Origin of the sequence: Sphaerisporangium aureirubrum (assembly GCF_042658925.1) — a bacterium.
Taxonomy (GTDB): Bacteria; Actinomycetota; Actinomycetes; order Streptosporangiales; family Streptosporangiaceae; genus Sphaerisporangium; species Sphaerisporangium aureirubrum.
The window spans coordinates 23,619-50,365 of sequence record NZ_JBHSRF010000068.1; the positions used below are offsets into that span (position 1 = coordinate 23,619).

Annotated in this window: 19 protein-coding genes; 5 read left to right on the plus strand and 14 right to left on the minus strand. The window is 71.4% G+C overall.

Annotation, left to right across the window (positions count from 1 at the left end):
* Window positions 1-28 precede the first annotated feature (28 nt).
* The 4 genes from ACFP1K_RS31550 to serA form a co-directional block, all read right to left on the minus strand.
* Window positions 29-1,126 (minus strand): branched-chain amino acid aminotransferase, encoded by a 1,098-nt coding sequence (locus tag ACFP1K_RS31550; RefSeq protein ID WP_380760189.1) that lies wholly within the window; start codon window positions 1,124-1,126, stop codon window positions 29-31.
* Between the two features lie 187 nt (window positions 1,127-1,313).
* Entirely contained in the window at window positions 1,314-2,372 is a 1,059-nt protein-coding gene (locus ACFP1K_RS31555) for a 3-isopropylmalate dehydrogenase (protein ID WP_380760192.1), read from the minus strand.
* Window positions 2,373-2,441: 69 nt separating this feature from the next.
* Window positions 2,442-2,564 carry a hypothetical protein gene (locus tag ACFP1K_RS31560; RefSeq protein WP_380760194.1) on the minus strand — a complete coding sequence of 41 codons (123 nt, stop codon included), beginning with the start codon at window positions 2,562-2,564 and terminating at the stop codon, window positions 2,442-2,444.
* Window positions 2,565-2,988: 424 nt separating this feature from the next.
* A complete protein-coding gene (serA, locus tag ACFP1K_RS31565) occupies window positions 2,989-4,578 on the minus strand; it encodes a phosphoglycerate dehydrogenase (protein ID WP_380760196.1) in 1,590 nt (529 codons plus the stop codon).
* A 210-nt stretch (window positions 4,579-4,788) separates the two neighbouring features.
* Between serA and ACFP1K_RS31570 the strand changes: the two genes are divergently transcribed.
* The 4 genes from ACFP1K_RS31570 to dacB all read left to right on the plus strand — a co-directional run bounded on the left by ACFP1K_RS31570 (window position 4,789) and on the right by dacB (window position 9,583).
* Window positions 4,789-5,685 carry a hypothetical protein gene (locus ACFP1K_RS31570; protein ID WP_380760199.1) on the plus strand — a complete coding sequence of 299 codons (897 nt, stop codon included), beginning with the start codon at window positions 4,789-4,791 and terminating at the stop codon, window positions 5,683-5,685.
* A 172-nt stretch (window positions 5,686-5,857) separates the two neighbouring features.
* Complete coding sequence (locus ACFP1K_RS31575) at window positions 5,858-7,219, plus strand: MFS transporter (protein ID WP_380760201.1); 1,362 nt, start codon at window positions 5,858-5,860, stop codon at window positions 7,217-7,219.
* A 98-nt stretch (window positions 7,220-7,317) separates the two neighbouring features.
* Window positions 7,318-7,857: an FHA domain-containing protein gene (locus ACFP1K_RS31580; protein ID WP_380760203.1), complete on the plus strand. Its 540-nt coding sequence runs from the start codon at window positions 7,318-7,320 to the stop codon at window positions 7,855-7,857.
* A gap of 163 nt (window positions 7,858-8,020) precedes the next feature.
* On the plus strand, window positions 8,021-9,583 hold the full coding sequence (gene dacB / locus ACFP1K_RS31585) for a D-alanyl-D-alanine carboxypeptidase/D-alanyl-D-alanine endopeptidase (RefSeq protein WP_380760205.1): 1,563 nt from the start codon (window positions 8,021-8,023) through the stop codon (window positions 9,581-9,583).
* Between the two features lie 90 nt (window positions 9,584-9,673).
* On the opposite strand, the gene ilvC is transcribed toward dacB, so the two are convergent.
* From ilvC to ACFP1K_RS31610, 5 genes are all read right to left on the minus strand, one after another.
* Window positions 9,674-10,684 (minus strand): ketol-acid reductoisomerase, encoded by a 1,011-nt coding sequence (gene ilvC / locus ACFP1K_RS31590; protein WP_380760207.1) that lies wholly within the window; start codon window positions 10,682-10,684, stop codon window positions 9,674-9,676.
* A gap of 37 nt (window positions 10,685-10,721) precedes the next feature.
* On the minus strand, window positions 10,722-11,246 hold the full coding sequence (gene ilvN, locus ACFP1K_RS31595; RefSeq protein WP_347626761.1) for an acetolactate synthase small subunit: 525 nt from the start codon (window positions 11,244-11,246) through the stop codon (window positions 10,722-10,724).
* Window positions 11,243-13,285: an acetolactate synthase large subunit gene (locus tag ACFP1K_RS31600; RefSeq protein ID WP_380760210.1), complete on the minus strand. Its 2,043-nt coding sequence runs from the start codon at window positions 13,283-13,285 to the stop codon at window positions 11,243-11,245. Before ACFP1K_RS31600 ends, ilvN begins: the two co-directional genes overlap by 4 nt.
* Window positions 13,286-13,322: 37 nt before the next feature.
* Complete coding sequence (locus tag ACFP1K_RS31605) at window positions 13,323-15,959, minus strand: putative bifunctional diguanylate cyclase/phosphodiesterase (RefSeq protein ID WP_380760212.1); 2,637 nt, start codon at window positions 15,957-15,959, stop codon at window positions 13,323-13,325.
* 251 nt (window positions 15,960-16,210) lie between these two features.
* Window positions 16,211-17,119 (minus strand): 2-hydroxyacid dehydrogenase, encoded by a 909-nt coding sequence (locus ACFP1K_RS31610; protein WP_380760214.1) that lies wholly within the window; start codon window positions 17,117-17,119, stop codon window positions 16,211-16,213.
* Between the two features lie 83 nt (window positions 17,120-17,202).
* Here ACFP1K_RS31610 and ACFP1K_RS31615 point away from each other — a divergent pair, with 83 nt between their 5' ends.
* Window positions 17,203-18,423 (plus strand): PQQ-dependent sugar dehydrogenase, encoded by a 1,221-nt coding sequence (locus ACFP1K_RS31615; protein ID WP_380760216.1) that lies wholly within the window; start codon window positions 17,203-17,205, stop codon window positions 18,421-18,423.
* Between the two features lie 60 nt (window positions 18,424-18,483).
* On the opposite strand, the gene ACFP1K_RS31620 is transcribed toward ACFP1K_RS31615, so the two are convergent.
* The 5 genes from ACFP1K_RS31620 to ACFP1K_RS31640 form a co-directional block, all read right to left on the minus strand.
* Complete coding sequence (locus ACFP1K_RS31620; protein ID WP_380760218.1) at window positions 18,484-20,682, minus strand: VanW family protein; 2,199 nt, start codon at window positions 20,680-20,682, stop codon at window positions 18,484-18,486.
* Window positions 20,683-20,974: 292 nt separating this feature from the next.
* Window positions 20,975-22,519 carry an Asp-tRNA(Asn)/Glu-tRNA(Gln) amidotransferase subunit GatB gene (gatB, locus tag ACFP1K_RS31625; protein WP_380760229.1) on the minus strand — a complete coding sequence of 515 codons (1,545 nt, stop codon included), beginning with the start codon at window positions 22,517-22,519 and terminating at the stop codon, window positions 20,975-20,977.
* Window positions 22,480-23,970, minus strand: coding sequence for an Asp-tRNA(Asn)/Glu-tRNA(Gln) amidotransferase subunit GatA (gene gatA, locus ACFP1K_RS31630; protein ID WP_380760220.1), 1,491 nt, complete (start codon window positions 23,968-23,970; stop codon window positions 22,480-22,482). Before gatA ends, gatB begins: the two co-directional genes overlap by 40 nt.
* On the minus strand, window positions 23,967-24,266 hold the full coding sequence (gatC, locus tag ACFP1K_RS31635) for an Asp-tRNA(Asn)/Glu-tRNA(Gln) amidotransferase subunit GatC (RefSeq protein WP_380760223.1): 300 nt from the start codon (window positions 24,264-24,266) through the stop codon (window positions 23,967-23,969). The genes gatA and gatC overlap by 4 nt, the downstream gene beginning before the upstream one ends.
* Before the next feature lie 169 nt (window positions 24,267-24,435).
* The gene (locus ACFP1K_RS31640) at window positions 24,436-26,505 is read right to left on the minus strand and encodes a putative bifunctional diguanylate cyclase/phosphodiesterase (RefSeq protein WP_380760225.1); all 2,070 of its coding nucleotides are present in this window, start codon (window positions 26,503-26,505) and stop codon (window positions 24,436-24,438) included.
* Window positions 26,506-26,747: the final 242 nt, after the last annotated feature.

Here is a 26,747-nt window from a genome sequence, read left to right on the forward strand (position 1 = left end):
CTCGGAGGAGGCGGGCCATGGGTGGAGGTCAGCAGATCTTGTGGACCCAGTCGTGGGGGTCGGGGGCGGTGCCGTACTGGACGGACATGAGGGATTCGCGGATCCGGAGGGTCAGCGGCCCGGGGGCGCCGTCGGCGACGGACCAGCCGCCCTCGGTGCCCTTGACGCTGCCCACGGGGGTGATGACGGCGGCGGTGCCGCAGGCGAAGACCTCGGTCAGCTCGCCGGACTCGCAGCCGGTGCGCCACTCGTCGATGGAGAGCTTGCCCTCCTCGGCCTTGAGGCCGAGGTCGGCGGCGAGGGTGAGGACGGAGTCGCGGGTGATGCCGGGCAGGAGGGTGCCGGTGAGGGCCGGGGTGAGGAGGCGGTCGCCGTAGACGAAGAAGAGGTTCATGCCGCCCATCTCTTCGACGTAGCGGTGCTCGAAGGCGTCCAGCCAGACGACCTGGTCGCAGCCGTTCTCCACGGCCTGGCGCTGGGCCACGAACGCCGCGGCGTAGTTGCCGCCGCACTTGGCGAAGCCGGTGCCGCCGGGCGCGGCGCGGGTGAAGTCGCGGGACAGCCAGACCGAGACGGGCTTGACGCCGCCGGGGAAGTACGCCGCGGCGGGCGAGGCGATGACCATGAACTTGTAGGACTTGGACGGGTAGTTGACCCCGAGCGCGGGCTGGGTCGCGATCATGAAGGGCCGCAGGTAGAGGCTGTGGCCCTCCGCGGTCGGCACCCACTCGCGGTCGGTCTGCACGAGCAGCTCCAGCGCCTCCACGAAGAGGTCCTCGGGAAGCTCGGGCATCGCCATGCGGGCCGCGGAGTTGTTGAAGCGCGCGGCGTTCGAGTACGGCCGGAAGGTGACAATCGAGCCGTTGGCCTGCCGGTACGCCTTCAGGCCCTCGAAGAGCTCCTGGGCGTAGTGGAACACCGAGGTGGCGGGGTCCAGGGACAGCGGCCCGTACGGCATCAGGCGCGCGTCGTGCCAGCCGCGCCCCTCGGTCCAGTCGATGCTGATCATGTGGTCGGTGAAGTGCGTGCCGAACCCGGGGTCGGCGAGTACGCGCTCGCGCTCGGCCGGAGTGCGCACGGTCTCGGATTGCTGCACGTCGAAGCTGAGCTGCGGAGCGGTGGTCATGTCGAAGATCCTTCTCTTCTGTCGAGGTCGCGCCTGCATCCATTCTGCGACGGACCTGGTAACGGGAAAGTACTGCAACATCTGGACAAACGGGAGTGTGGCCCGGTCAGTGCCCCGGAACGCGAAAACGCGCACGGCGGCCCGGGAGGGGGCCACCATGCGCGTCGTGTCGGCGTGAGGCGGGCCCTCAGCCGGTTACTCGCGCGGCGAGGTCGTCGCCGATCTCGCGGGTGGAGCGGGTGATGCCGGCGACCTGACGCCCGGCGAGGTCGTCGGCCACGGCCTTCTCGACCCGGGCGGCCTCGGCGGTGAGGCCGAGGTGGTCGAGCATCATGGCGATGGACAGGACGGTCGCGGTGGGGTCGGCCTTGCCCTGCCCGGCGATGTCGGGGGCGCTGCCGTGCACGGGCTCGAACATGCTCGGCGCCCAGGAGGCGGAACCCACGGAGGAGGGGTTGACGTTCCCGCTGGCCGCCAGGCCGATGCCGCCCGCGATGGCCGCGCCGATGTCGGTGAGGATGTCGCCGAAGAGGTTGTCGGTGACGATCACGTCGAACCGCTCGGGCTGGGTGACGAAGAACATCGATGCCGCGTCGACGTGGCAGTAGTCGGTGGCGACCTCGGGGTACTCGGTGGAGACCCGCTCGACCACCCGGGCCCACAGGTCGCCCGCGTAGGTGAGCACGTTGGTCTTGTGCACGAGCGTGAGTTTGCGGCGCGGCCGGGTGATCGCCTTCTCGAAGGCGTACCGGACGACCCGCTCGACGCCGAAGGCGGTGTTGAAGCTCTCCTGGGTGGCGATCTCCTGCGCGGTGCCGCGCCGCATCACGCCGCCGGCCCCGGTGTACGGGCCCTCGGTGCCCTCGCGGATGACGACCATGTCGATGGAGTGGTCGCCGGCGAGTGGGGTCTCCACCCCCGGGTACAGCCTGACCGGGCGGAGGTTCACGTAGTGGTCGAGCTCGAAGCGGAGCTTGAGCAGCAGCTCGCGCTCCAGCACGCCGGGCGGCACGCTGGGGTCGCCGACCGCGCCGAGCAGGATCGCGTCGTAGCCCCGCAGCTCGGCGAGGGTCTCCTCGGGCAGCGTCTCACCGGTCGCGTGGTAGCGCGCGGCACCGAGGTCGTACGTGGTGGTCTCGGCCTTGAGGCCGACGGCGTCGAGGACCTTCAGGCCCTCGGCGACCACTTCCTTGCCGATGCCGTCTCCCGGAATGACCGCGAGCCGGATGTTGTGGGAATCCCGCATGCTGGTACCTTACCGGCGCGTCTCGGTGGACGAACACCACATCTCACGGATTGATACGAGGGCGCGGCGTCAGCGGACGGGCGCGCCGCCGTTGTCCCGGCGGTCGAGCGCCGTCTGCACGGGGTCCGGCGCCTCCTCGTCGTAGTGGTGGTGCTCCTCCGGACGGTCCCAGGGATACATGTCGTACATCACGGTGATCTCTGTTCTCTCGCGTCTCGTTCACGGGCGGCGCCGCGCTGTGACAGGCACCGTGGGAATAGGGAACGCGGATTCCGGTCGACGAATCCGGGTGGGCTCCGGTCCGTAATCCGGATCGCGGATCAGGACCGGCGGGTCGGCCGGCGGGCGCGCCACGCACCGCGACGGGTCGCCGGCCTGCCTCGTGTCAGACCCCGTCGCGGCAGGTAATGAGTACGAGTACCTGGCGCGTCATCACCATTCACGGTACCCGGCGCTTCCCGCGCTGTCTCCTAGGACGACCTATTATCTCAACATGTGAGATAACCGCTTGGCATGCTGAGATGGAAAAGGCCCGCCACCCTGGGGGATGACGGGCCTTTCGGCCGCCGTCGCGATCAAGCCGTTTCCGACCGTTTCACGGGCGCGCGGCGCCTGCTCAGTCGCCGAGGTCGACGGTGCGGCCGCCCTCGGCGCCGATCTCCTGCGCGATCTGGTCGGTGACATCGGCCTGGATGGAGGAGTCGACGGTCAGCGCGATGAGCGCCTTGCCGCCCTTGGCGTTCCTCGACACCTGCATGGAGGCGATGTTGACCCGGCGCTCGCCGAGGATGCGTCCCACGATGCCGACGATGCCGGGGCGGTCGGTGTAGGTGAAGAACGCGAGGTGGTCGGTGGGCTCGATCTCCATCGCGAAGCCGTTGACCTCGACGATCTTGGTGACCTGGCGCGGCCCGGACAGGGTGCCCGACACCGAGACGGTGCGGCCGTCGGCGAGCACGCCGCGCACGGTGACCACGTTGCGCCAGTCGGGGCTGTCGTCGCCGGTGACCAGCTCGACGACCACGCCGCGGTCCTTGGCGAGCAGCGGGGCGTTGACGTACGTCACCGAGTCCTCGACGACGTCGGTGAAGACGCCCTTGAGCGCCGCCAGCTCCAGCACCCGCACGTCCATCGAGGCGATCTCGCCGCGCACCTCGACGTAGAGGCGGGTGGCGACCTCGCCGGCCAGGGCGGTGAACACCCGGCCGAGCTTCTCGGCCAGCGGCAGGCCCGGCTTGACCTCCTCGGCGACCGCGCCGCCCTGGACGTTGACGGCGTCCGGCACGAACTCGCCGCCGAGCGCCAGCTTGACGCTGCGCGCGACCTGGGTGCCCGCCTTCTCCTGGGCCTCGTGGGTGGAGGCGCCGAGGTGCGGGGTGACCACCACGCTGTCCAGCTCGAACAGCGGGCTGTCGGTGCAGGGCTCCTTGGCGAAGACGTCGATGCCCGCCCCGGCGACCCGGCCCTCCTTGATCGCGGAGTACAGAGCGCCCTCGTCGACGATGCCGCCGCGCGCCACGTTGACGATGCGCACCGACGGCTTGACCATGTGGAGCTCGCGGTCGCCGATCAGGCCGAGCGTCTCCTTGGACTTCGGCAGGTGCACGGTGATGAAGTCGGCCTGCCGCAGCACCTCTTCCAGGGAGGCCAGCCGCACGCCCATCTGGGCGGCCCTGGCGGGCTGGAGGTAGGGGTCGTAGGCGATCAGTTCGACGCCGAACGGCGCGAGGCGCTGCGCGACGAGCTGGCCGATGCGCCCTAGCCCGAGGATGCCGACGACCTTGGCGTCCAGCTCCACGCCGGTGTACTTCGACCGCTTCCACTCGCCGGCCTTGAGCGCGCCGTGCCCCTGGGCGACGTTGCGCGCGCTGGCGAGGATCAGCGCCACGGTGTGCTCGGCCGCGCTGGTGATGTTGGACGTCGGCGCGTTGACGACCATCACACCGGCCTTGGTGGAGGCCTCCACGTCGACGTTGTCCAGGCCGACGCCGGCCCGGGCGACCACGCGCAGGCGAGGCGCGTGCGACAGAGCCTCGGAGTCCACCTGGGTGGCACTGCGGACGATGAGCGCGTCCACCTCGGCGAGCGCGGGGAGGAACTGGGACCGGTCGGCGCCGTCGGTGTGACGGACCTCGAAGTCCGTCGCGAGCAGGGCGATCCCTGCCTCGGACAGCTCTTCTGCGACCAGGACGACGGGCTTGTTCACTGGTGGGTCCTTCAGGAAGTGCGGATGCACGGACAAGCCCTGAGTCTATCCGTGCTTGTGAATCAACTCACGAGCGTCCGGCATACGAGACGCGGACCGGGGTACCCCCCTAAACTGGATTCCACCCGCAAGCCGCCAAGTTGGTATTGATCACAACATTTCTTGACGATTAGGCTGATAAGCTGTGTCCCACTACCTATCGTGTGTCGTATGAGCATCGGGAACCCCGCTCTCGGAGAAGTGCTCGCGCAGCACGGCAGCCCGCACCGGCTTCTTGCGGCTCTCGCCGAGTGGGGCATCCTGGTCGCCGTACGGCCGGATCGATCCGTCGTCCTCGGCACGACGCAGACCGGCGAACGCGTTCTGCTCGGTTACACAGGCACCGGCACGTACGCACGGCACCGTGGCTACCACTCGCTGTCGGCCTGTGACGCCGACACCATCCTCGACATCCAGCGCGTCACCGGCGTCCGCGAGATCGTCATCGACGCCGCCGGTCCCGCCGCGGCGGCCATCCCGATCGAGGACCTCCAGCGCTACCTCGCCGGCACCCGCAGCGCCCGGCCCGCGCCCGCCATGTCGAGCGCCTCGCCGACCGCCTACGCCACCGGCGCCATGGCCAGCGTCGGCCACCAGGCCGCGCCCGTGGCCCAGCCGCTCGCCCGCCACGAGACGCTGACCGCCCCGGTGTCCGGCCGCACCGACGAGGCACCCGCCCGCGCCTGGATCCCCGCGCCGCGGCCGCACCTGTCCGGCCCGATGCAGCAGGTCGACCCCGGCTACAAGCGGTGCCACCACCCGATCCTGCCCGCGCTGCGCGTCGCGATCTCCGAGCTGCTGCGGGACTTCCCGCTGGTGCACCACGTGTGGATCTCCGAGGCCCGCACGGTCTCCGGGTCGTCGGGCATCATGCTGCACGTCAAGGTGCACACCCGCGCGGCCGAGGACATCGTGCGCGACCTGCACCGCATGGTGCGGGCCCGGCTGCCCCAGCTGGCCGCCAGCGAGGCGCCCGTGCTGATGGCCCGGGTGGCCGACGCCAACACCGAGCGCCGCATGATCGAACTCGGCGCCCACGTCGTCTGCGCCGACGTCCGCGACTCCTGACCCGTCCGCACCGCGCATCCTCCGGCGGTGACCGCACGAGACGGCCGCGACCGGTTCACGTGTGCCCATCGCGCCACTCACACGACAGATCCGGCACTTGTGACGTATCGGTGACCCTCGGAGCGGGGTCAAAGGCTGGTCAGCCAAGCGCTTGCTGAGCTGTAATGTCGCAATGCTGCCCTCTACGACGGCCACCCCCCGCCCGCAAGTCGTCTCCCGTGGCGTGCGCCTCGGCTACGGGGTGGGGTCGTTCTGCACGGCGTCCTTCACCGCCATCCCCGGCCTCCTGCTGCTCTTCTACCTGACCAACGTCCTCGCCGTGCCCGCCTGGCTGGCCGGCGTGGTGGTCTTCGCGCCCAAGGCCTGGGATCTGGTGCTCAACCCCCTCGTCGGCCGGTGGTCGGACCGCACCACCTCACGGTGGGGCCCGCGGCGCCCGTGGCTGCTCGCCGGGGCGGCCGTCCTGCCCGTCGCGTTCGCGGTGACCTTCATCGGGCCCCCGCTGAAGGGCACGCCCGCGGCGCTGTTCGTGGGGCTGTTCTTCCTGATCGCCGCGACGGGGTACGCGCTGTACGAGGTGCCGTACAAGGCGATGCCGGCCGAGATGACCGACGACTACCACGAGCGGACCTCGCTGCTGCAGTGGCGCATGATCTTCATCGCGCTCGCGGTGGCGCTGAGCGGCATCGTCGCGCCGGCCATCGCCAACGGCACGCTGGACGGCTACCGGCTGATGGGATTCATCTTCGCCGCGATCCTGCTGGCGTCGATGCTCGCCTCGTTCTTCGGCACCCGCCGCGCGCCGCTGACCGGCAGCACCGAGTCCGAGGGCACCCTGCGCACCCAGATCGCCGCCGCGCGGGCCAGCAAGCCGTTCCTGTGGCTGCTCGGCCTGTCCAGCGCCCAGACGCTCGGCGCGGGCGTGATGCTCGCGGGCGCGCCGTACTTCGCGGCGTACACCCTCGGCGACCCCGAGGCGACCAGCCTGCTGTTCGCCGTGCTGGTGGGCCCGATGTTGTTCACCATGCCGCTGTGGGTGTGGCTGGCGCGCAAGCTCGACAAGCGCGGCGCGATGATCCTGTCCGGCTCGCTGTTCATGTCGGGCGCGCTGGCGGCGGGGCTCACCCCGTTCGCCGGGCCGTGGCTGGCGTACTCGGCCATCTTCGTCGTCGGCCTCGGGTACGCCGGGCTGCAGCTGCTGCAGTTCTCCATGCTGGCCGACGTGATCGCGCACGACGCGGCGGTGAGCGGCCAGCGCAGGGGCGGCGTCTTCACCGGCCTGTGGACGGCCGTGGAGAGCGCGGTGAGCGCGCTCGGCGCCCTGGTGGTCGGCGGCGTGCTGGCGGTCGGAGGCTTCATCTCCTCCGACCCCGAGCACCCCGTCACCCAGCCCGACAGCGCGCTGAGCGCCGTCGTGGTCGCGGAAACCATCATCCCCGCAATCATCATTCTCAGCGGGGTGCTGATGACGCTGAAATACCGGCTGACCGCCGCCCACCTGGACGAGGCGGTCACCCCTCCCCGGCCCGCCTGACACGCCCGTCCCACCGGTCCCCGGCGCCCCACGGCGCCGGGCAACCCAGATCCCTCATAATCTGGACACTCCGCCGTCAGCGGCCCGATACTCGGGAGATGAGCTCGTCGCATCCGCCAGTGCGCGCCTCCGATGGAGACCGTGATCGCGCGATCAGCGAGCTCCGCGATCACGCGGTCGAGGGCAAGATCTCCCACGACACGTTCCTCGGCCGGGTCGACCGCGCGCTGCGGGCCCGCAGCCAGGGCGAGCTGACCGACCTGGTCTCCGACCTCCCGCCGCGCGGCAGATGGCGGCGCAGGATCACCGACGCGGTGGCCTCGGTGTCCGACCTCACCACGCGCATCGAGTCGGCCTGGCGCCGCCCGCGCCTCCCCCGCCTGGCCCTGCCCGGCGACAACCGGTCGCGGTACGTCGTGGGGCGCGGCTCCGAGTGCGACCTCGTGCTCAGCGATCTCACCGTCTCACGCGTGCACGCCGAGCTGCGCCGCGACAGCGAGGACTGGCTGCTGGTCGACCTCGGCTCGCTGAACGGCACCCGCCTGAACGGCTGGCGCCTGGTCGGGCCCGCACGGGTGCACGCCGGGGACGAGATCTCGTTCGGCGAGTGCGCCTTCATGGTCTGCGCGCCCCAGTAGACGACGCGAACGCTCCGCGGTCGTCCGGCGTCGTTCGCCCGTCTTGACCGCGTTCGTGAACACCCGCGCAAGATACGAACATTTCCGTATTGCCGCGGCGGCGGGCTTTCCGAAGGATCCTGGGCATGATCCGGGCCATTCACCTTTGGAGGAACCCGTGCGGATGCCCCGACGACCGGCCGGCCCGCTGGCGGCCGTTCTGCTGACACTCTCCCTGACATGGGCGTCCGGTGTGGCCGTCCCCGCCAACGCCGCGGACCCGCCGCCGGGGGTCGCCGACCTTGTCAGGGACCTCGACCAGCTGCTGAACGACCCGCGGCTCACCGTGGCGCGGGCGGGCGTGGTGGTCAGGAGCGCCGCGACCGGCGAGCAGCTGTACGCCCAGCTCCCCGGCAAGGTCTTCGCCCCCGCCTCCAACATGAAGCTCCTCACCTCGGCGGCGGCCGTGGACACCCTCGGACTGGATCACCGCTTCACCACCGGAGTGCTGAGCAAGGGCCGCCGCTCGGGACGCACGCTCACCGGCGACCTGTACCTCAGGGGCACCGGCGACCCGACCATGCTGGCCGCCGACTACGACGCGCTGGCGGCCAAGGTCGCGGCGGCCGGGATCAAGGTCGTCACCGGCAAGCTGATCGCGGACGACACCTGGTTCGACGACCAGCGCCTCGGCACCGACTGGGCCCAGGACGACGAGCCGTACTACTACGCGGCCCAGATCTCCGCGCTCACCGCGTCCCCCGACACCGACTACGACGCCGGGTCGGTCATCGTCTCGGTCGAGCCGGGCGCCTCGGCCGGCGCCAAGGCCAAGGTGACCACCACGCCGGCGACCTCCCACGTGACCATCGACAACCGCGCCACGACCGGCACGGAGACCGACGTGCTCGTCACGCGGGTGCACGGCACCAACCGCGTCGTGGTCACCGGCACCGTCGCCGCGCGGTACGACGAGTGGATCGCGGTGGACGACCCCACGGGATACGCCGCCTCACTGTTCCGCGCCGCCCTCGCCAAGCACGGGGTGCGGGTGCAGGGCTCCACGGGCCGGGGCGCCACACCGGCCTCGGCCGCGAGCGTCGCCGAGCGCCGGTCGATGCCGCTCGGCGAGCTGCTGGTGCCGTTCATGAAGCTCAGCAACAACATGCACGCCGAGATCCTCACCAAGTCGATGGGCCGCGCGGTCTCCGGCGCGGGCACCTGGAGCGCCGGGCTGGCCGTCACCGCCAGGTTCGCCGCGGCCAACGGCATGACCGCCGTACGGCTGCGCGACGGCTCCGGCCTGTCCCAGGTGGACGGCGTGACGCCCGGCGAGCTGGCCTCGTACCTCGCCGCGCTGCGCGGCAAGCCGTGGTTCGGCACGTGGTACGACGCCCTGCCCATCGCGGGGGTCTCCGCCCGGTTCACCGGCGGCACGCTGCGCAGCCGAATGACGGGCACTCCGGCGGCGGGCAACGTGCACGCCAAGACGGGCTCGCTGACCGGCGTCACCGGCCTCTCGGGCTACGTGACCGGCGCGGACGGCGAACAGCTGGTGTTCTCCATCCTGATGAACGACTACCTGTCGGCGTCGCCGAAGAACCTGGAGGACGCCATCGCGGTGCGGCTCGCGCGGTTCAGCCGGGAGAACCCGGCCGACGTGGCCGCCGCCACCGCCCTGCGCACGGCGCCGCAGGACGCGTCGGGGGACCTGGAGTGCTCCTGGCGCAAGCCGGTCCAGTGCTGAACGCCTGAAACCCCGAGGTGAAAAGGAACCGGCCCCGCCCGGGTACGGAGGCGGGGCCGGCGGCGCGCCGCGACGGGGCCGCGGCGACGGTCACTTCTCCTTGAGCCAGCTCATCATCGGACGCAGCTTGGCGCCGGTCTGCTCGATCGGGTGCCCGGCCAGCTCCTCGCGGTACTTGCGGAAGTTGCCCTGGCCGCCGTCGAACTCCGCCACCAGCTCGCGGGCGAAGTCGCCGGACTTGATCTCGTCCAGGATGCGCCGCATCTCGGCCTTGGTCTCGGCGTTGACGATGCGCGAGCCGCGGCTGTAGCCGCCGTACTCGGCGGTGTCGGACACCGACCAGTACATCTTGGAGATGCCGCCCTCGTACATGAGGTCCACGATGAGCTTCATCTCGTGCAGGCACTCGAAGTACGCGACCTCGGGCTGGTAGCCCGCCTCGATCAGCGTCTCGAAACCGGTCTTGATCAGCTCGGACACGCCGCCGCAGAGCACGGCCTGCTCGCCGAACAGGTCGGTCTCGGTCTCCTCGGTGAAGGTGGTCTTCAGCGCGCCCGCCCGGGTGCCGCCGAGGCCCTTGGCGTACGACAGCGTGAGCGGCCAGGCGTTGCCGGTGGCGTCACGCTCGACGGCGACCAGCACCGGCACGCCGCGGCCGGCGGTGAACTGGCGGCGGACCAGGTGGCCGGGGCCCTTGGGCGCCACCATCGCGACGTCGACGCCCTCGGGCGCCTCGATCAGGCCGTAGCGGATGTTCAGGCCGTGCCCGAAGAACAGCGCGTCGCCCTCCACGAGGTTCGGCGCGACGTGCTCGGCGTACAGGGAGCGCTGCACGTGGTCCGGCGCGAGGATCATGACGAGGTCGGCCTCCTCGGCCGCCTCCCCCGGGGTGAGGACGCGCAGGCCGTCGTTCTCGGCCTTCTCGCGGCTCTTGGAGCCCTCGGGGAGCCCCACCCGGACGTCCACGCCGGAGTCGCGCAGCGACAACGCGTGGGCGTGCCCCTGGCTGCCGTAGCCGAGGACGGCCACGTGCCGGCCCTGGATGACCGACAGGTCGGCGTCGTCGTCGTAGAAGATCTCAGTCACTGGATTGCCTTTCATGGAATTTCGTACGGCTCACCCCGGCGTCGCCGTACGGCTACGCGCTGCGGTCCAGGGCCCGGAGCGAGCGGTCGGTGATGGAACGGGCGCCGCGGCCGATGGCCACCATGCCCGACTGGACGAGCTCCTTGATGCCGAACGGCTCCAGCACCCGGATGAAGGCGTCGAGCTTGTCCGGCGTCCCGGTGACCTCGATGGTCACCGCGTCCGTGGCGACGTCCACGCACCGGGCACGGAAGAGCTGCACCAGCTCCAGCACGTGCGAGCGGTTCTCCGCGTCGGCCCGGACCTTGATCAGTGTGAGCTCCCGCTGCACGGATTGCGACGGGTCGAGCTCCACGATCTTGATCACGTTGACCAGCTTGTTGAGCTGCTTGGTGACCTGCTCCAGCGGCAGCTCGGCGACGTTCACGACGATGGTCATGCGCGACACGTCGTCGTGCTCGGTCGGCCCGACCGCCAGGGAGTCGATGTTGAAGCCACGCCGGCTGAACAGCGCGGCCACCCGGGCGAGCACACCGGGCTTGTTCTCGACGAGAACCGACAACGTGTGACGGCTCATGCCTCGTCCTCCTCGTTCTCCCACACCGGAGCCATGTCCCGGGCGACCTTGATGTCGTCGTTGCCGGTGCCGGCCGCGACCATGGGCCAGACCATCGCGTCCTTGTGCACCACGAAGTCGATGACCACCGGAACGTCGTTGATCTCCATGGCCTTGGCGATCGTCGCGTCCACGTCCTCGGGGCGCTCGCAGCGCAGCCCCACACAACCGTACGCCTCGGCGAGCTTCACGAAGTCGGGGATACGGCGCACCGACTGCAGGTCGGTGCTGGAGTAGCGCTCGTTGTAGAACAGGGTCTGCCACTGGCGGACCATGCCGAGGTTGCCGTTGTTGATCACGGCGACCTTGATCGGCACCCCCTCCAGCGCGCAGGTGGCGAGCTCCTGGTTGGTCATCTGGAAGCAGCCGTCGCCGTCGATGGCCCACACCGCGACGTCCGGGCGGCCCATCTTGGCGCCGAGCGCCGCCGGCACCGCGAAGCCCATGGTGCCCGCGCCGCCGGAGTTGATGAACGTTCCGGGGTTCTGGTAGCCGATGAACTGCGAGGCCCACATCTGGTGCTGCCCGACGCCCGCCAGATAGATGGCGTCCGGGCCGACCATCTCGCCGATCCGCTTGATGACGTACTGCGGTGACAGCGAGCCGTCCTCGGCCTCGTCATACCCGAGGGGGTAGGTGTCGCGGTAGCCGTTCAGCGTGGTCCACCAGGCGGTGTAGTCGCCCGTGCGGCCCTCGGCGTGCTCGTGCCGCACGGCGGTGAGCAGCTCGGTCAGCACCTCGCGGCAGTCGCCCACGATCGGGACGTCGGCGTGGCGGTTCTTGGAGATCTCCGCCGGGTCGATGTCCGCGTGCACGATCTTGGCGTGCGGGGCGAAGGTGTCCAGCCTGCCGGTGACCCGGTCGTCGAAGCGGGTGCCGAGCGCGATGATCAGATCGCTGCGCTGGAGCGCGCCCACCGCGGCGACCGTGCCGTGCATGCCGGGCATGCCGAGGTGCAGCCGATGACTGTCGGGGAAGGTGCCCCTGGCCATCAGCGTGGTGATGACCGGGATGCCGGTCAGCTCCGCCAGCTCGGCCAGCTCCGCCGACGCGCGCGCCTTGTGGACGCCGCCGCCGACGTACAGCACCGGGCGCCGCGCCTCGGCGATCAGCCGCGCGGCCTCCCTGATCTGCTTGGAGTGCGGGCGGGTCACCGGGCGGTACCCGGGAAGCCGCATGACCGGTGGCCAGGAGAACGTGGTCGTGGCCTGGAGCGCGTCCTTGGCGATGTCGACCAGCACCGGCCCGGGGCGGCCGGTGGAGGCGATGTGGAAGGCCTCGGCGATGATCCGGGGGATGTCACCGGCGTCGGTCACCAGGAAGTTGTGCTTGGTGATCGGCATGGTGATGCCGGAGATGTCGGCTTCCTGGAAGGCGTCGGTGCCGATGAGCGGCGTGGCGACCTGCCCGGTGATCGCGACGATGGGCACCGAGTCCATGTAGGCGTCGGCGATGGCGGTCACGAGGTTGGTCGCGCCGGGCCCGCTGGTGGCCATGCAGACCCCCACTCGCCCGGTCGCCTGGGCGTAGCCCTCGGCGGCGTGGCCGGCGCCCTGCTCGTGGCGTACGAGCACGTGCCTGACCTTGGCGGAGTCGTAGAGCGGGTCGTAGGCGGGGAGGATGGCACCGCCCGGGATCCCGAACACCGTGTCGACCCCGACCTGCTCCAGTGCCCTGACGAGGGCCTGCGCACCTGTCATCTGTTCGGTCATCGGCTCGTTCCTTGCCTGGCTGAGCTGCGTGTGGCCATAAAAAAGGCCCCGCCCGCCGGGACGGCGGCGCTGGGGCTGCGCGCAGGTTGGGGACTCGTTCGTCAGCGACCTGCGCGCCGGCGAAGTACTACGTTCAGGAACCGGGCGGGCCCGGCGCTGAAGTCCCCAGAGAGATGCATGCCGCAACGATAGCCCCTGAGCGGGCCGGGGTGTCAAATCCCCGGACACATGTCTCAGGATTCGGGACAGCCGATTCGCGATCCCCTGGCGGCACGGCGTAGCGGGCACGGTGCCGCGCGGCCCCCGGCGCGCCGCCGCGCCGGGGTCAGGCGGTGTTCTGCAGCGGGGAGAGGTTGGTGGGCATGAGGGTGTCGACGCCGCGGGCGGCCATCGGACGGGCCACCAGGTAGCCCTGGCCGCGGGTGCAGCCCATCTCGCGCAGCAGCTCCAGCTGCTCGGGGCACTCGATGCCCTCGGCCACCACGACCAGGCCGAGGTCGTGGCCGACCCCCACGATGGTGCGGGTGAGCATGGTCAGCGCGTCGTCCCTGCCGAGGCCGGCGACGAAGGACGGGTCGATCTTGATGATGTCGACCTGGAGCCGCCGCAGCAGGGCCAGCGAGGCGTAGCCGGTGCCGAAGTCGTCGATGGCGAGCTTGACGCCGAGCTCGCGCAGCCGGGACAGCCGCTCGATGATCTCTTCGGCGTCCTCGACCAGCATCTCCTCGATCACTTCGAGGGTGAGAGCGCTCGGCGGCAGCCCGCTCTCGCTCAGCGCCGCCTCGACGGTCTCCACGAAGCGCGGCGCGGTGATCTGGCGGCTGGAGAGGTTGAGCGACAGCCCGATGTCCCAGGACGACGCCCGCCACGCGGCGACGTCGCGGCAGGCCTGGCCGAGCACCCACTCGCCGAGCGGGACGATCAGCCCGGTGTCCTCGGCCGCGCCGAGGAACTGCCGGGGCGGGGCGAACGTGCCGCCGCGCCACCAGCGCACCAGGGCCTCCACGGCCGTCACCCGGGACGTCGCGAGGTCGACCACCGGTTGGTACTCCAGGGCGAACTGCTCGGCGAGCAGCGCCCGCTGCAGGTCGGCGGCGAGCTCAAGGCGGCGTACCACGTCGGCGTGCATGTGGGCGGCGAACACCTCGACACGCCGCCCGCCGAGCTCCTTGGCCCGCGCGGTGGCCACGTCGGCGTTGCGGATCAGGTCGCCCGAGGTGATGTCCTCGTCGGCGAACGCCACCCCGACGCTGGCGGTCAGCGCGATGTCGCGGTCGGCCACCCGGAACGGCTCGGACGACACCGCGCGCACCAGCCGCTCGGCCAGGTCGATCGCCACCTGCGCGTCACCCGAGCCGCCGGAGCCCGCCGACCCGCCGGCGCCGCCCGGGGAGCCCGACTCGATGAGCACGGCGAACTCGTCGCCGCCCCAGCGGGCCAGGGTGTCGCCGGTGCGCAGCACCGCGCGCATGCGCCGGGAGGCCTGGCTGAGCAGGTGGTCGCCCGCGGCATGGCCCACCGAGTCGTTGACGCCGGTGAAGCCGTCGAGGTCCAGGAACACCACGGCGGTGCGCCCGCCGGTGCGGCGGGCCAGCACCTCGCGGGTGCGCTCCTCGAAGTAGGCGCGGTTCGGCAGGCCGGTCACGCCGTCGTGGAAGGTGAGGTGGGCCACCTGGTTGCGCAGGGCCACCTGGTCGCTGACGTCGCGGGTGGAGATCAGGACGAGGTCCTCGCCCTCGCTCGGGTGGCGGGTGGCGACCGACTCGGCGGGCCGCCAGGTGCCGTCCGCGGCGCGCACCCGGCAGGCGAGGCGGCAGGCGCTCTGCCGGTCGTGCGTCTCGTCGTCGCTCATCGCCCGCAGCGCCGCCTGCACGGCCTCGGCGTCCTCGGAGTGGACGTAGTCGAAGATGGAGCGGCCGACCAGCTCCTGCGGGTGGTAGCCGTACAGCGCCTCGACGCCCGGCCCCATCTCGCGCATCATGCCGTCGGGGTCGCAGACCAGCACGACGTCGCCCGCGCTCTCGGCGAGGTGCATGAGGCGCCGCTCGCCGGACTCGACCGTGCCGCGCATGCTCGCGGTGGTCAGCGCCAGGAAGAAGACCTTGGCCAGCAGCACGAGCACGACCGACGCCGCCACCACGGGCAGCACGGCCACCGGCCGCTGGACCGGACCCGCGATCACCCGGATCACCAGCACAACCGTCGCGGCGCCCGCGAGGATCAGCGGCATGCCGTCGAGCAGCGCGGACGGCGTGGAGCGCGGCGGGCGCACCAGGGCACGGCCCGACCAGGGGGCGGCGGAGAGCAGCAGGAACGCGGCGCAGGCGGGGAGCACGGCGAGCGGCGAGGCGCCGCTGCCGTCCATGCGGCCGAGCGCGGTGGCGAACTCTTCCGCGGTGATGGCGGCCAGGGTGATCAGGGCCGCGACGCCGACCCGGCGGCCGGCCGAGCGTGCGGCCAGCACGGCGGGCGCGACGGCGCACGTCGCCAGCAGGCACAACACGGGCAGCACCAGCGTGCCCGGCTCCTCGGCACCGGCGTAGGCGGGCGCGAGCAGCAGCACCCAGCAGACGGCGAACAGCGACGCGCCGCTGATGTAGGCGCCGAGGACGTAGTGGAGCAGCGACCGGCCGTACGCCCGGCGGCGCGCGGTCTGGCCGCAGCCGATGGCGAGCAGCACGGTGCCGACGAGGAGCAGCAGGTCGGCGAAGGTCAGCACGAACGGCGTGCCCTCGGCCACCGGGCGCACACCGGCCCCCGCGACCCAGGTGACCGCGCCCGCGGCGAGCCAGCGCCAGGAGGTGGAGCGGCGGCGCGAGCGGGTGGCGCGGACGGAGGCGACGGCCAGCGAGAGCGCGGCGAGGACCCCGGCGACGCCGCCGGCGAGCGCGGCGAGGCCGGAGGAGCCGTTCCACAGCAGGGCAGCCGCCAGCACCACCGCGGCGAGGCCGGCGGCGGTCAACGGGACCCTGGGGTCACGAAGCCCGTTCAACGTCGTCGCCCATGCGGCTCATCCCTGTCACGTCGCCAGTGTCGCGCCCTCCCGGTGGCGCGGGAGGCGGCAACCGCCCAGTCGTCACCGATCTGATAAGCGCCCTAGTGCCTCCGGACGGTCGCGCGGTGAAACTCACGGTACGCATCGGAGGTCACGAGGCAGCCACGTTACGGGTTTGCTTTCCTATCGGTCGGAGTCAGCATCCGTTGTCAGGACGGTCAATAGGAACCTGTGATCACGTTGTTCAGTGGTTCCCCGGACAGGTATCTCAACATCTGAGACCGGATGAGCTTACAGGTGCGGCGCACCGAGGCGGGGGTGCTGCCGGCGACGTGCGGGGTGATCAGCACGCCCGGCGCCGTCCACAGAGGGTGCCCGGCGGGCAGCGGCTCGGGGTCGGTCACGTCGAGAGCGGCCCGCAGGCGGCCGGTGGCGAGCTCGGCGACGAGCGCGCCGGTGTCCACGATCGTGCCCCTGGCGGCGTTCACCAGAAGCGCGCCGTCCTTCATGCGGGCGAGGAAGCCGGCGTCCACCATCTTTACGGTGTCGTCGGTCAGGGGCACCAGCAGCACCACCACGTCCGCCTCGGGCAGCAGCGCGGGGAGGTCGGCCATGCCGTACACCCCCTCGCGGGCGGAGCGGGCGACTTTTACCACCTCCACCTCGAACGGCGCAAGCCTGCGCTCCAGCGCCTGGCCGATCGAGCCGTATCCCACGATCAATACGGACGCGTCCGCGAGCACCCCCGTGTGGCGGTAGTCCCATCTGCCGCTTTCCTGGGCCAGGGTGAATGCCGGAAAATCGCGCAGCACGGAGATCATCGCACCGACGGCCCACTCCGCCGTGCCGGCGTCGTGCACGCCACGAGCGTTGCACAGGATCACACCACGGGGTACGTACGGGCGATACGGCTCGACGCCCGCGGTCACCGTCTGTACGAGGCGCAGCTTGGTCATACGGCCGAGCAGGTCGCGAAGCGTGCCGGGCGGGATCAGCGGCGGGATCCACACCTCGACGTGCTCGGCGCCGTCGGGCGGCTCCGCGCCGCCGGAGTAGACGGTGCACTCCACTTCGGGGAGATCGATCAGCACATCGGCGACGGCCTGTGACGGGGCCCAGATCCTCATGGACGTCAACCCTAAGAGAACAGCCCTCGGCTCAGGAACCTCAGGGCCTGGGCACCAGTAAGGAGTCACGGAGGAGGTCGCACATGAACGACCAGTTGTCCCTGTCCCACCGGGGCGCCCGCCATCCCTTTCGCCTCGGGGGCACAGGGCGGCCGTACATCCTCACCGCGGCGGCCGTGCTCGCCGCGGTGCTGGCAGGAGGGTGCACGCAGGGCCAGGCCGCACCCGGGGGCGGCGGCGGGGCCACCGCAAAGGCTCCCGCCGCGAGTGCCCCACCCGAGGAGATCCCGTCCAGCCCCGGCAAGCCCGCGGTTCCCGCCGAGGGCGTCGGGCTGGCGGTGCCGCCCGGCAAGCCGCGGACGCTGGTGTCCGGGCTGAGCGTGCCGTGGAGCATCGCGTTCCTGCCCGGCGGCGACGCGCTGGTCACCGAGCGCGACTCGGCGCGACTGCTGCGGGTCACCAAGGCCGGCCGTGTCACCACGGTCGGGAAGATCGAAGGAGTTTCCGCCTCCGGTGAGGGGGGTCTGCTCGGCGTAGCCGTTTCACCTAAATTCAACCAGGATCGCTATATTTTCGTCTATTTCACTACGGAAACCGAGAACCGTATCGTGCGATATCGGTATGACGGAGTACTGAAAGATTCAACGAAAATCCTCGACGGAATCCCCGCGAGCGGTAACCACAACGGCGGGCGAATCGCATTCGGGCCGGACGGCTACCTTTACGCCGCCACCGGCGACGCGGGCGACGACCCGCTCTCCCAGGCCCTCGGCTCACTCGGCGGCAAGATCCTCCGGATGACCGTGGACGGCACCCCGGCCCCCGGCAACCCCATGGAGAACGTGATCTGGTCCTACGGCCACCGCAACGTCCAGGGCCTGGCCTGGGACGACCAGGGGCGCATGTACGCCACCGAGTTCGGCCAGAACACCTACGACGAGATCAACCGCATCGAGAAGGGCCGCAACTACGGCTGGCCCGCCGTGGAGGGCACCGGCGGCCGCGACGAGTACGCCGACCCCCTGATCACCTGGACCGTCGCGGAGTCGTCCCCGTCCGGCATGGCGTTCGCGGGCGGGTCGCTGTGGGCGGCCGGGCTGCGCGGCGCGCGGCTGTGGCAGGTCCCGGTCGGCGAGGACGGCAAGCTCGGCGTCCCCGTCGCGAGGTTCAAGGGCGTCTTCGGCCGCCTGCGGGCCGCCGAGACGGCCCCCGACGGCAGCCTGTGGGTCACCACCAGCAACAAGGACGGCCGTGGCTCCCCGCACAAAGGGGACGATCGCATCCTGGTCATCCCGATGCGGTGATCTCCGTTCCGGGACGGGCCACGCGGCCCGTCCCGGAGGGCTAAATGGGCACGAACGGGGTCATTTCCGCTTGTTGCCGTTCCCGCTGTTGCCGTTCCCGTGACCGTTCCCGTTGCCGCGGTTCTTGTTCTTCGTCTTGTCCTTGTTCCGGCCCGAACCGCCGTTGCCCGGAGGGGCGTTGTCGCGGATGGCGGGTGACGGGGGCAGGGTGCCGCTGCCGGACTGATCGCTGTCCACCGAACCGTCCGACGTCGGCGAGTGCGGCGGCGCGCAGATCACCCGGTCGCGGGGTTGGTACACCGTGGTCATCGGTTCGTCCCGCTTGAGCAGGCGGCCGTCCTGGTAGAAGGCCCGGGTGACGGTGACGGTGAAGCCGGGGGCGCCGTCCATCGGCAGGCAGCCGGGGTCGTCGTCGGTGACGGTGTGGGGCTGCGTCACCGCGGACTTGGGCGAGGTCTCCGGCTCGATGCGGTCGTACCTCTTGGTGCTCCACATCTCGACGGTGACCGAGGCGTCGGTGTACGCCGTCTTGATCAGCACGCCGTGGGCGGAGTCGTTGCGCCACGCCAGGTCGTGGTCGGGGTAGGCGAGCACCGCGTCCCGGCCGAGAGGGTAGCGGCGCACGTAGAACGCGTGGGAGCCGCGCTTGAAGTCGGTCATCCCCGCGTAGAAGGCCGCGTTGTACAGCGTGGTGGCGAACTGCGAGAGGCCGCCGCCCATGCCGATCGCGAGGCGGTTCCCCTCGATCAGCTGGGCCGGGACGAACCCCCGCGACCGGTCCGGCCGGCCGATGATCTCGTTCAGCGAGAACGTCTCGCCGGGACGCACCAGGTGGCCGTCCACCATGTCGGCGGCCCGCTGGATGTTGGTCACCCGGGCGGCGCAGCAGGGGAAGAACGTCGTGAACCGGCCGATCTTCTCCTTGATGCCGAAGCTCGCCGCCTCCTGGTCGCGCAGGGCCGGCTCGGTGATGGACAGGGAGACCGGGATGACGCGCCCCCCGCCCTTGGTGATCACCTTGGACACGGCCGAGCCCAGCTCGCCGATGTTCACGCCGCGGCCGGTGCGCGCCGGGACCAGCTTCGGCACGCCGTTCTCGATGACGAACCCGGCGTCGCGCGGCGCCTGGGAGGCACCGACCAACGTGGTCTCGTAATCGGTCACCGCGGTCTTGGCGTCGAACTCCGGGCGCACGACTCCGCCGTTGTCGGCCACGAACACGAGGTTGGCTGCGATGACCTCCGGCGACAGCGGCACCCGCCTGTTGCCGTTGACCAGGGTGATCGGGCCTGCCACCGCGCCGCGGGCCATGGCGAGCCGCCGGTTGAACGCCGCGGCGTCCGCCTTCGCGCGCACCGTCGCCACCGGCAGCGTGATCGCCGCGGGGCGGCTGAGGAACGCCCGCTTGATCGTCAGGGCGGCGGCCTGCTGATCGAGGATCACGCCGTCGCGTGGGGGGACGACCTTCGGCGTGGTGCCGGTGTAGACGATGGCGCCCTCACGGGCGGTGCGGTCGACGTCCTTGGCGACGCCGCGCATCCAGGACGCGAACTTGGCGGTGTTGACGGAGATCAGCGGGGCCAGCTCGCGGTCGCCGGTGAGCGACTGCCACACCGCGACCGGGCTCGGGAAGCCCTTCTGCGCCGCGGCGACCGTGCGCTCGACGTCGAACGCCAGGCCCGCCTCCTGCGGGTCCAGCACGCCGACGCGCCGCCCGTCCACGACGAGCGGGACGGCCTGGCGGTCCAGGCCCTCGAAACGCTGGCGGATGCGGTCGATGGCGGCCGTCTCGGTCATGCCGCCGATGCGCACACCCGCCACGTGGGTGCCCGGCAGGACCCTGCCCCACATGTACGTGGCGGGCACGCCGTAGGCGAGCATGAACAGCAGCACGAAGCCGCCGATGACCAGCAGAGGGCCGCGCAGCCGGCCGGAGGGCTCCTCCTCGGCGGACTCGGGCGCGATGACCACGGACGGCTCGGCGGTGATGTCGCCGCGGCGGGTGCTGGACACCGTCCACAACTGGGCCGTGCCCGGCGGAGGCAGCGCGCTCGGCTGGCCGGGGACCGGCGGCGGCGTGGCGCCCGGGGGCGGGACCCCGGCGCCGGGGAGGCTGCCCGGGGATCCGGGAGGCGTGAACACCTCGGGGGACACACCGGGAGGCAGCGGGGAGACGCCGCGCGGGAGACGTTTGCCGTTGGGCGCGGGCTCGGCCGCCGGGTGGTCGCCGGGATGGTCGCGGTCTGCGGGCAGCGACATTGGAGAATCGGGGCGAACCGCTGCGAAAGGGTCGGGTGGCGGATCGACGGAAGGACCGGCGTTACGCACGCCCCCGCCTCCTCCCACTCGAACCCGACTCCCCCGCCTCACACTAAACCACTATCACGCGTAAATTCTTCTACATCGGTAGATGAATCCACTCCCTCTGCGTGGGGAATTTCTGCCATTCCCCACCCTCACCAATAAGCCCGCCACGTGACCAGCGGAGATCCCCCGCGGGACGCGCGAAGGGCCCCACGGACACGCCGCGGGGCCCCGGAAAGACGCGCTCTCAGCCGGAGACGCCGAGCCGTTCCAGGATCAGCTCGCGGGCGCGGCCGGCGTCGGCCTTGCCGCGGCTGGCCTTCATCACGCCGCCGACCAGAGCGCCGACCGCGGCGATCTTGCCGGCCCGGACCTTGTCGGCCGCGTCGGCGTTGGCGGCCAGCACGTCGTCGATGATCGAGAACAGCTCGCCCTCGTCGTTCACGATGCGCAGGCCCCGGGCCTCCACGACCACGTCGGGGGAGCCCTCGCCGGCCAGCACGCCCTCCAGAACCTGGCGCGCCAGCTTGTCGTTCAACGCGCCGGAGGCCACCAGCTCGACCACCCGGGCGATCTGCTCCGGGGTGATCGGCAGGTCGGCGAGAGCGGTGCCGGACTCGTTGGCCCGGCGGGCCAGCTCGCCCATCCACCACTTGCGGGCGTCCGCGGCGGGCACCCCGGCCGCGATCGTCGCCTCGACGAGGTCGACGGCCCCGGCGTTGCGCATGGCCGCCATGTCGAGGTCCGACAGGCCCCACTCGGCCTGGAGCCGGGCGCGGCGGGCGGCGGGCGGCTCGGGCAGCGAGGCCCGCAGCTCCTCGACCCACTCGGGGGCCGGGGCGATCGGCAGCAGGTCGGGCTCGGGGAAGTAGCGGTAGTCCTGCGCCTCCTCCTTGGACCGGCCCGGCGTGGTGGCGCCGGTGTCCTCGTGGAAGTGGCGGGTCTCCTGCACGATGCGGCCGCCGTCGGCGAGGATCGCCGCCTGGCGCTCGATCTCGCCGCGCACCGCCCGCTCGACGCTGCGCAGGGAGTTGACGTTCTTGGTCTCGGTGCGGGTGCCCCACGCGGACGACCCGCGGGGCATCAGCGAGACGTTGACGTCGCAGCGCAGCGAGCCCTGCTCCATGCGCACGTCCGAGACGTCCAGGGCGCGCAGCAGCTCACGCAGCTCGGTGACGTACGCCTTGGCGACCTCGGGCGCGAGCCTGTCGGTGCCCTCGACCGGCCTGGTGACGATCTCGACCAGCGGGATGCCCGCGCGGTTGTAGTCGACGATGGAGTAGTCCGCGCCCTGGATGCGGCCGGTGGCGCCGCCCACGTGGGTGGACTTGCCGGTGTCCTCCTCCAGGTGCACCCGCTCGATGCCGACGCGGAAGGTGCGGCCCTCGACCTCGACGTCGAGGTAGCCGTCGGTGCACAGCGGCTCGTCGTACTGGCTGATCTGGTAGTTCTTCGGCATGTCCGGATAGAAGTAGTTCTTCCGGGCGAAGCGGCACCACTCGGCGATGGAGCAGTTCAGCGCCAGGCCGATGCGGATGGTCGACTCGATCGCCTTGTCGTTGGCCACCGGCAACGCGCCGGGCAGCGCCAGGCAGACCGGGCACACGTGGGTGTTGGGCGGCGCGCCGAAATCGGTGCGGCAGCCGCAGAACATCTTGGACACGGTGCCGAGCTCGACGTGGGTCTCCAGGCCGAGCACCGGCTCGAAGCGCTCCAGCGCCTCGTCGTACGGCATGGTGGCGCGGGTGGTGGTCACAGTGCCGGAGCCTCCTTCAGCAGCGGGCCGCCCCAGCGGTCCTGGAAAGCCTTCTCGACGGCGGCGCCGACGCGGTAGCAGCGGTCGTCGCCGAGGACCGGGGCCATGATCTGCAGCCCGGTCGGCAGGCCGTCCTCGTCCGCCAGGCCGCAGGGCACCGAGATGGCGGCGTTGCCCGCGAGGTTGGCCGGGATGGTGCAAAGGTCGGCGAGGTACATCGCCATGGGGTCGTCCGCGCGCTCGCCGATCGGGAACGCCGTGGTCGGCGTGGTCGGCGAGACCAGCACGTCCACCTGGTGGAACGCCGCCTCGAAGTCGCGGGCGATGAGGGTGCGGACCTTCTGCGCCGAGCCGTAGTAGGCGTCGTAGTAGCCGCTGGACAGGGCGTACGTGCCGAGCATGATGCGGCGCTTGACCTCGGGGCCGAAGCCGGCCGCCCTGGTCAGGGCCATGACCTCCTCGGCGCTGTGGGTGCCGTCGTCGCCGACGCGCAGGCCGTAACGCATGCCGTCGAACCTCGCGAGGTTGGACGAGCACTCCGACGGCGCGATGAGGTAGTACGCCGGAAGGGCGTAGGTGAAGCTCGGGCAGGAGACCTCGACGACCTTGGCGCCGAGGGAGTCCAGCAGGTCGACCGCCTCCTGGAAGCGGGCGAGCACGCCGGGCTGGTAGCCCTCGCCGGAGAGCTCCTTGACCACGCCGACCCGCAGGCCCGCGACGTCGCCGTGCCGCGCGGCCTCGACCACCGGGGGCACCTCGGAGTGGATCGAGGTGGAGTCCATCACGTCGTGGCCGGAGAACGCCTCGTGCAGCAGGGCGGCGTCCAGGACGGTGCGCGCGAACGGGCCGGGGGTGTCCAGCGACGACGCGAAGGCGATCAGGCCGTACCGGGACGAGCCGCCGTAGGTGGGCTTCATGCCCACGATGCCGGTCACCGCGGCGGGCTGGCGGATCGAGCCGCCGGTGTCGGTGCCGGTGGACAGCGGGGCCTGGAAGGAGGCCACGGCGGCGCTGGAGCCGCCCGAGGAGCCGCCAGGGATGCGCCCGAGGTCCCACGGGTTGCGCGAGGGGCCGTACGCGGAGTTCTCGGTGGAGGAGCCCATCGCGAACTCGTCGAGGTTGGTCTTGCCGAGGATGACCAGCCCGGCCTCGCGCAGGCGCGCGGTCACGGTCGCGTCGTAGGGCGGCCGGTAGCCTTCGAGGATCTTGGAACCGGCCGTGGTCGGCATGTCCTTGGTGGTGAAGACGTCCTTGTGCGCGACCGGCACGCCGGCCAGCGGGCCGAGCTGCTCGCCGGCGGCGCGGCGGGAGTCCACCGAGCGGGCCTGCTCCAGGGCCGCCTCGGCCGCCACGTGAAGGAACGCGTGCACCTGGCCGTCGACCTCGGCGATGCGGTCGAGGTGGGCCTGGGTGACCTCTACGGCCGACACCTCGCCCGTGGCCATCAGCTCGCCGAGCTCGGCGGCGGTCCTGCGGGTGAGGCTCATGCCTCCTCCCCGAGGATGCGCGGCACGCGGAAACGATCGTCCTCGACGGCCGGGGCCATGGCGAGGGCCTCCTGTGGGGACAGGCAGGGCCGCACCTCGTCGGGCCGGTAGACGTTGGTGAGCGGCAGGGCGTGCGAGGAGGGCGGGATGTCTCCCGTGGCGACTTCGGCGACACGCGCGACCGCGGCGATGATCTGGTCGAGCTGCGCGGCGTAGTGGTCGAGCTCGGCGTCGGCCAGCGCCAGCCTGGAAAGGCGGGCGAGGTGAGCTACCTCGTCGCGGGTTATGGCGGACATGAGTCGTCAACCCGTTTCATGGACGGCGATCGGACAAGTGTCATCCTAGGGCGAGTGACCGAACGTGGCCGAACCGTTAACCGCCGCTCCCCCGGCCATGACGCGGGCCTGCCCGGCCGGGGCCCTTCGGCGGCGCGGCCTCGGCCGTCGTCCGCCGCGGCCGGAGGCGCTAGGACGCGGTGACCTCGGCCGACTCGCACAGCGGGAGCTCGTCGGCCGCCATGCGGCGCTCCCGCAGCCAGGTGGTGACGTCGGCGGCGGACATCGGCTCGCAGAACCACCAGCCCTGCCCGGCGTCGCAGCCCATCTCGCGCAGGCAGGCGGCCACCTCCTCGGTCTCCACGCCCTCGGCGACCGAGCGCAGGCCGAGCGAGCGCACCAGGTCCACGATCGAGCGCACGATGCGCTCGTCGTCCCTGGACTTGCCGAGCCGCTGCACGAACGAGCCGTCGATCTTCACTTCGCTCACCGGCAGGCGTTGCAGGCGGACCAGCGAGGAGTAGCCGGTGCCGAAGTCGTCCAGCGCCAGCGGCACGCCGAGCCTTACCAGGGCGTGCACCGAGTCGGCGGTGTACGCCTGGTCGGTCATCAGGATGCGCTCGGTGACCTCCAGCTGGATGGCGTCCGACGGCAGCCGCAGGCGGCGCAGGCCGGCCTCCAGCAGGTCGGGCAGCGCGGGGTCCAGCAGGTCGCGCGCCGAGACGTTGATCGCCACCGGGACCTTGATGCCGCGGTGCCACCACTCGGCGGCCTGTTCGAGCGCCACGTCGATCACGTGCTGGGTGAGCTCGCGCATGAGGTACGACTGCTCGGCCAGCGGGATGAAGTCCGACGGGTACACCAGCCCCCGCACGGGGTGCCGCCAGCGCAGCAGCGCCTCGACGCCCTCGACCACGCCGGTGACGAGACCGACCTTGGGCTGGTAGTGCAGCGTCAGCTCGCTGCCGCCTATGGCACGGCGCAGGTCGCCGAGCAGGTTGAGGCGTTCGGGGGAGTTGCGGTCCTTCTCCGCGACGTACACCTCGACGCCGGAGCGGGCCTCCTTGGCGAAGTACATCGCCACGTCCGACCGTTGCAGCAGCAGCTCGAAGTCCGGCGCGTGGTCGGGGTAGAGCGCGATGCCGACCGAGGCGTCCATGTCGAACGTCATGCCCTCCAGGCGCACCGGCTCGGTGAGCGCCACCCGCAGCCGCGCGGCCACCTCGCGGGCGGCGAACGCGTCGCGGACCGTGGGCAGCAGCACCGCGAACTCGTCGCCCCCCAGGCGGGCCACCACGTCGCCGGGGCGGACGCTGTGGGTGAGGCGGTGCGCGACGATCTGCAGGAGCCGGTCGCCGACGGGGTGGCCGAGGGTGTCGTTGACCTCTTTGAACCGGTCCAGGTCCAGCAGCAGCAGGCCGACGCGCTCGCCCTCGCGGGCCTCGGCGAGGGCCTCCTCGGTGCGGACGATCAGCATCTTGCGGTTGGGCAGCGAGGTCAGGCCGTCGTGCATGGCCTGGTGGTCGCGGCGGCGCGACAGCGAGGCGGTGAAGTACATCGTCGCCAGCGGGGCCACGAACAGGGGGACCAGCGCCGGGGAACGGTTCATCACGACCACGACGAGCGGGGCGAGGCCGAGCAGGGCGACGTACATGACGCTCTGGTGGACGATCGTGGCCCGCAGCACCCTCGGCAGGGAGCGGCGCTCGTGCAGGGCGACGGCGGAGCAGACCAGCACGCCGCGCACCGCGAAGTACGCCACGGCCGCCAAGCCCACCGGCACGATGTCCGTACCGCCCGGGATCCAGGGATCCGCCGGGTGGGGATGGTGGCCGAACGCGCCGAGCACCACGGCCGCCGCCGTGGAGGCCAGGGCCACCTGGGAGACGTTGAACGCCACGCGGTGCCAGGCCCTGCGGTGCAGCAGGCCGCTCACCACCAGCGCGAGCGTGTGGATCAGCACGGCCACGGACAGGCCGTGGTAGAGCAGGACCGCGAAGGTGAACAGCGTCGAGGTCGCCGTGCCTCCGGCCAGCCGGGAGTTGGAGACGATGATCGGCCGGAGTTCTCCCAGCACGACCAGCACGACCAGCATCCAGAACAGAGACGTGCGCGCGAGCACGGAGAACTCCTCGACGCCGAGCCTCAGCTCGGCGGCGAGCAGCGCCGCGAAGCCTGCGGCGACCACCCCGGTCAGGTAGATCCAGAGCGGGGAGTAGGGCCGCGGGCCGAGGTCGCGCGTGTCGGATGGGTCCGTCATAGGCAAGTAAACCCCCAAGAGGTCACTATGGGAGGGTACGACCTTTGGGCCACTTCGCGAAACCGGTTGGGCACGTTCCGTCACCGGAGATTTCCACGAACCTCCGCCATTCCCCCCGCCCCCCCGCGACCAGTTCCCCCGGAACACCCCGCCCACCAGCACAATGGCATACTTGCCCCCACCCCACCCTCCGCCCGCCCCCGGCCCCCCGCGCGACGGACGCAAGCACCCCCCAGAAGGCC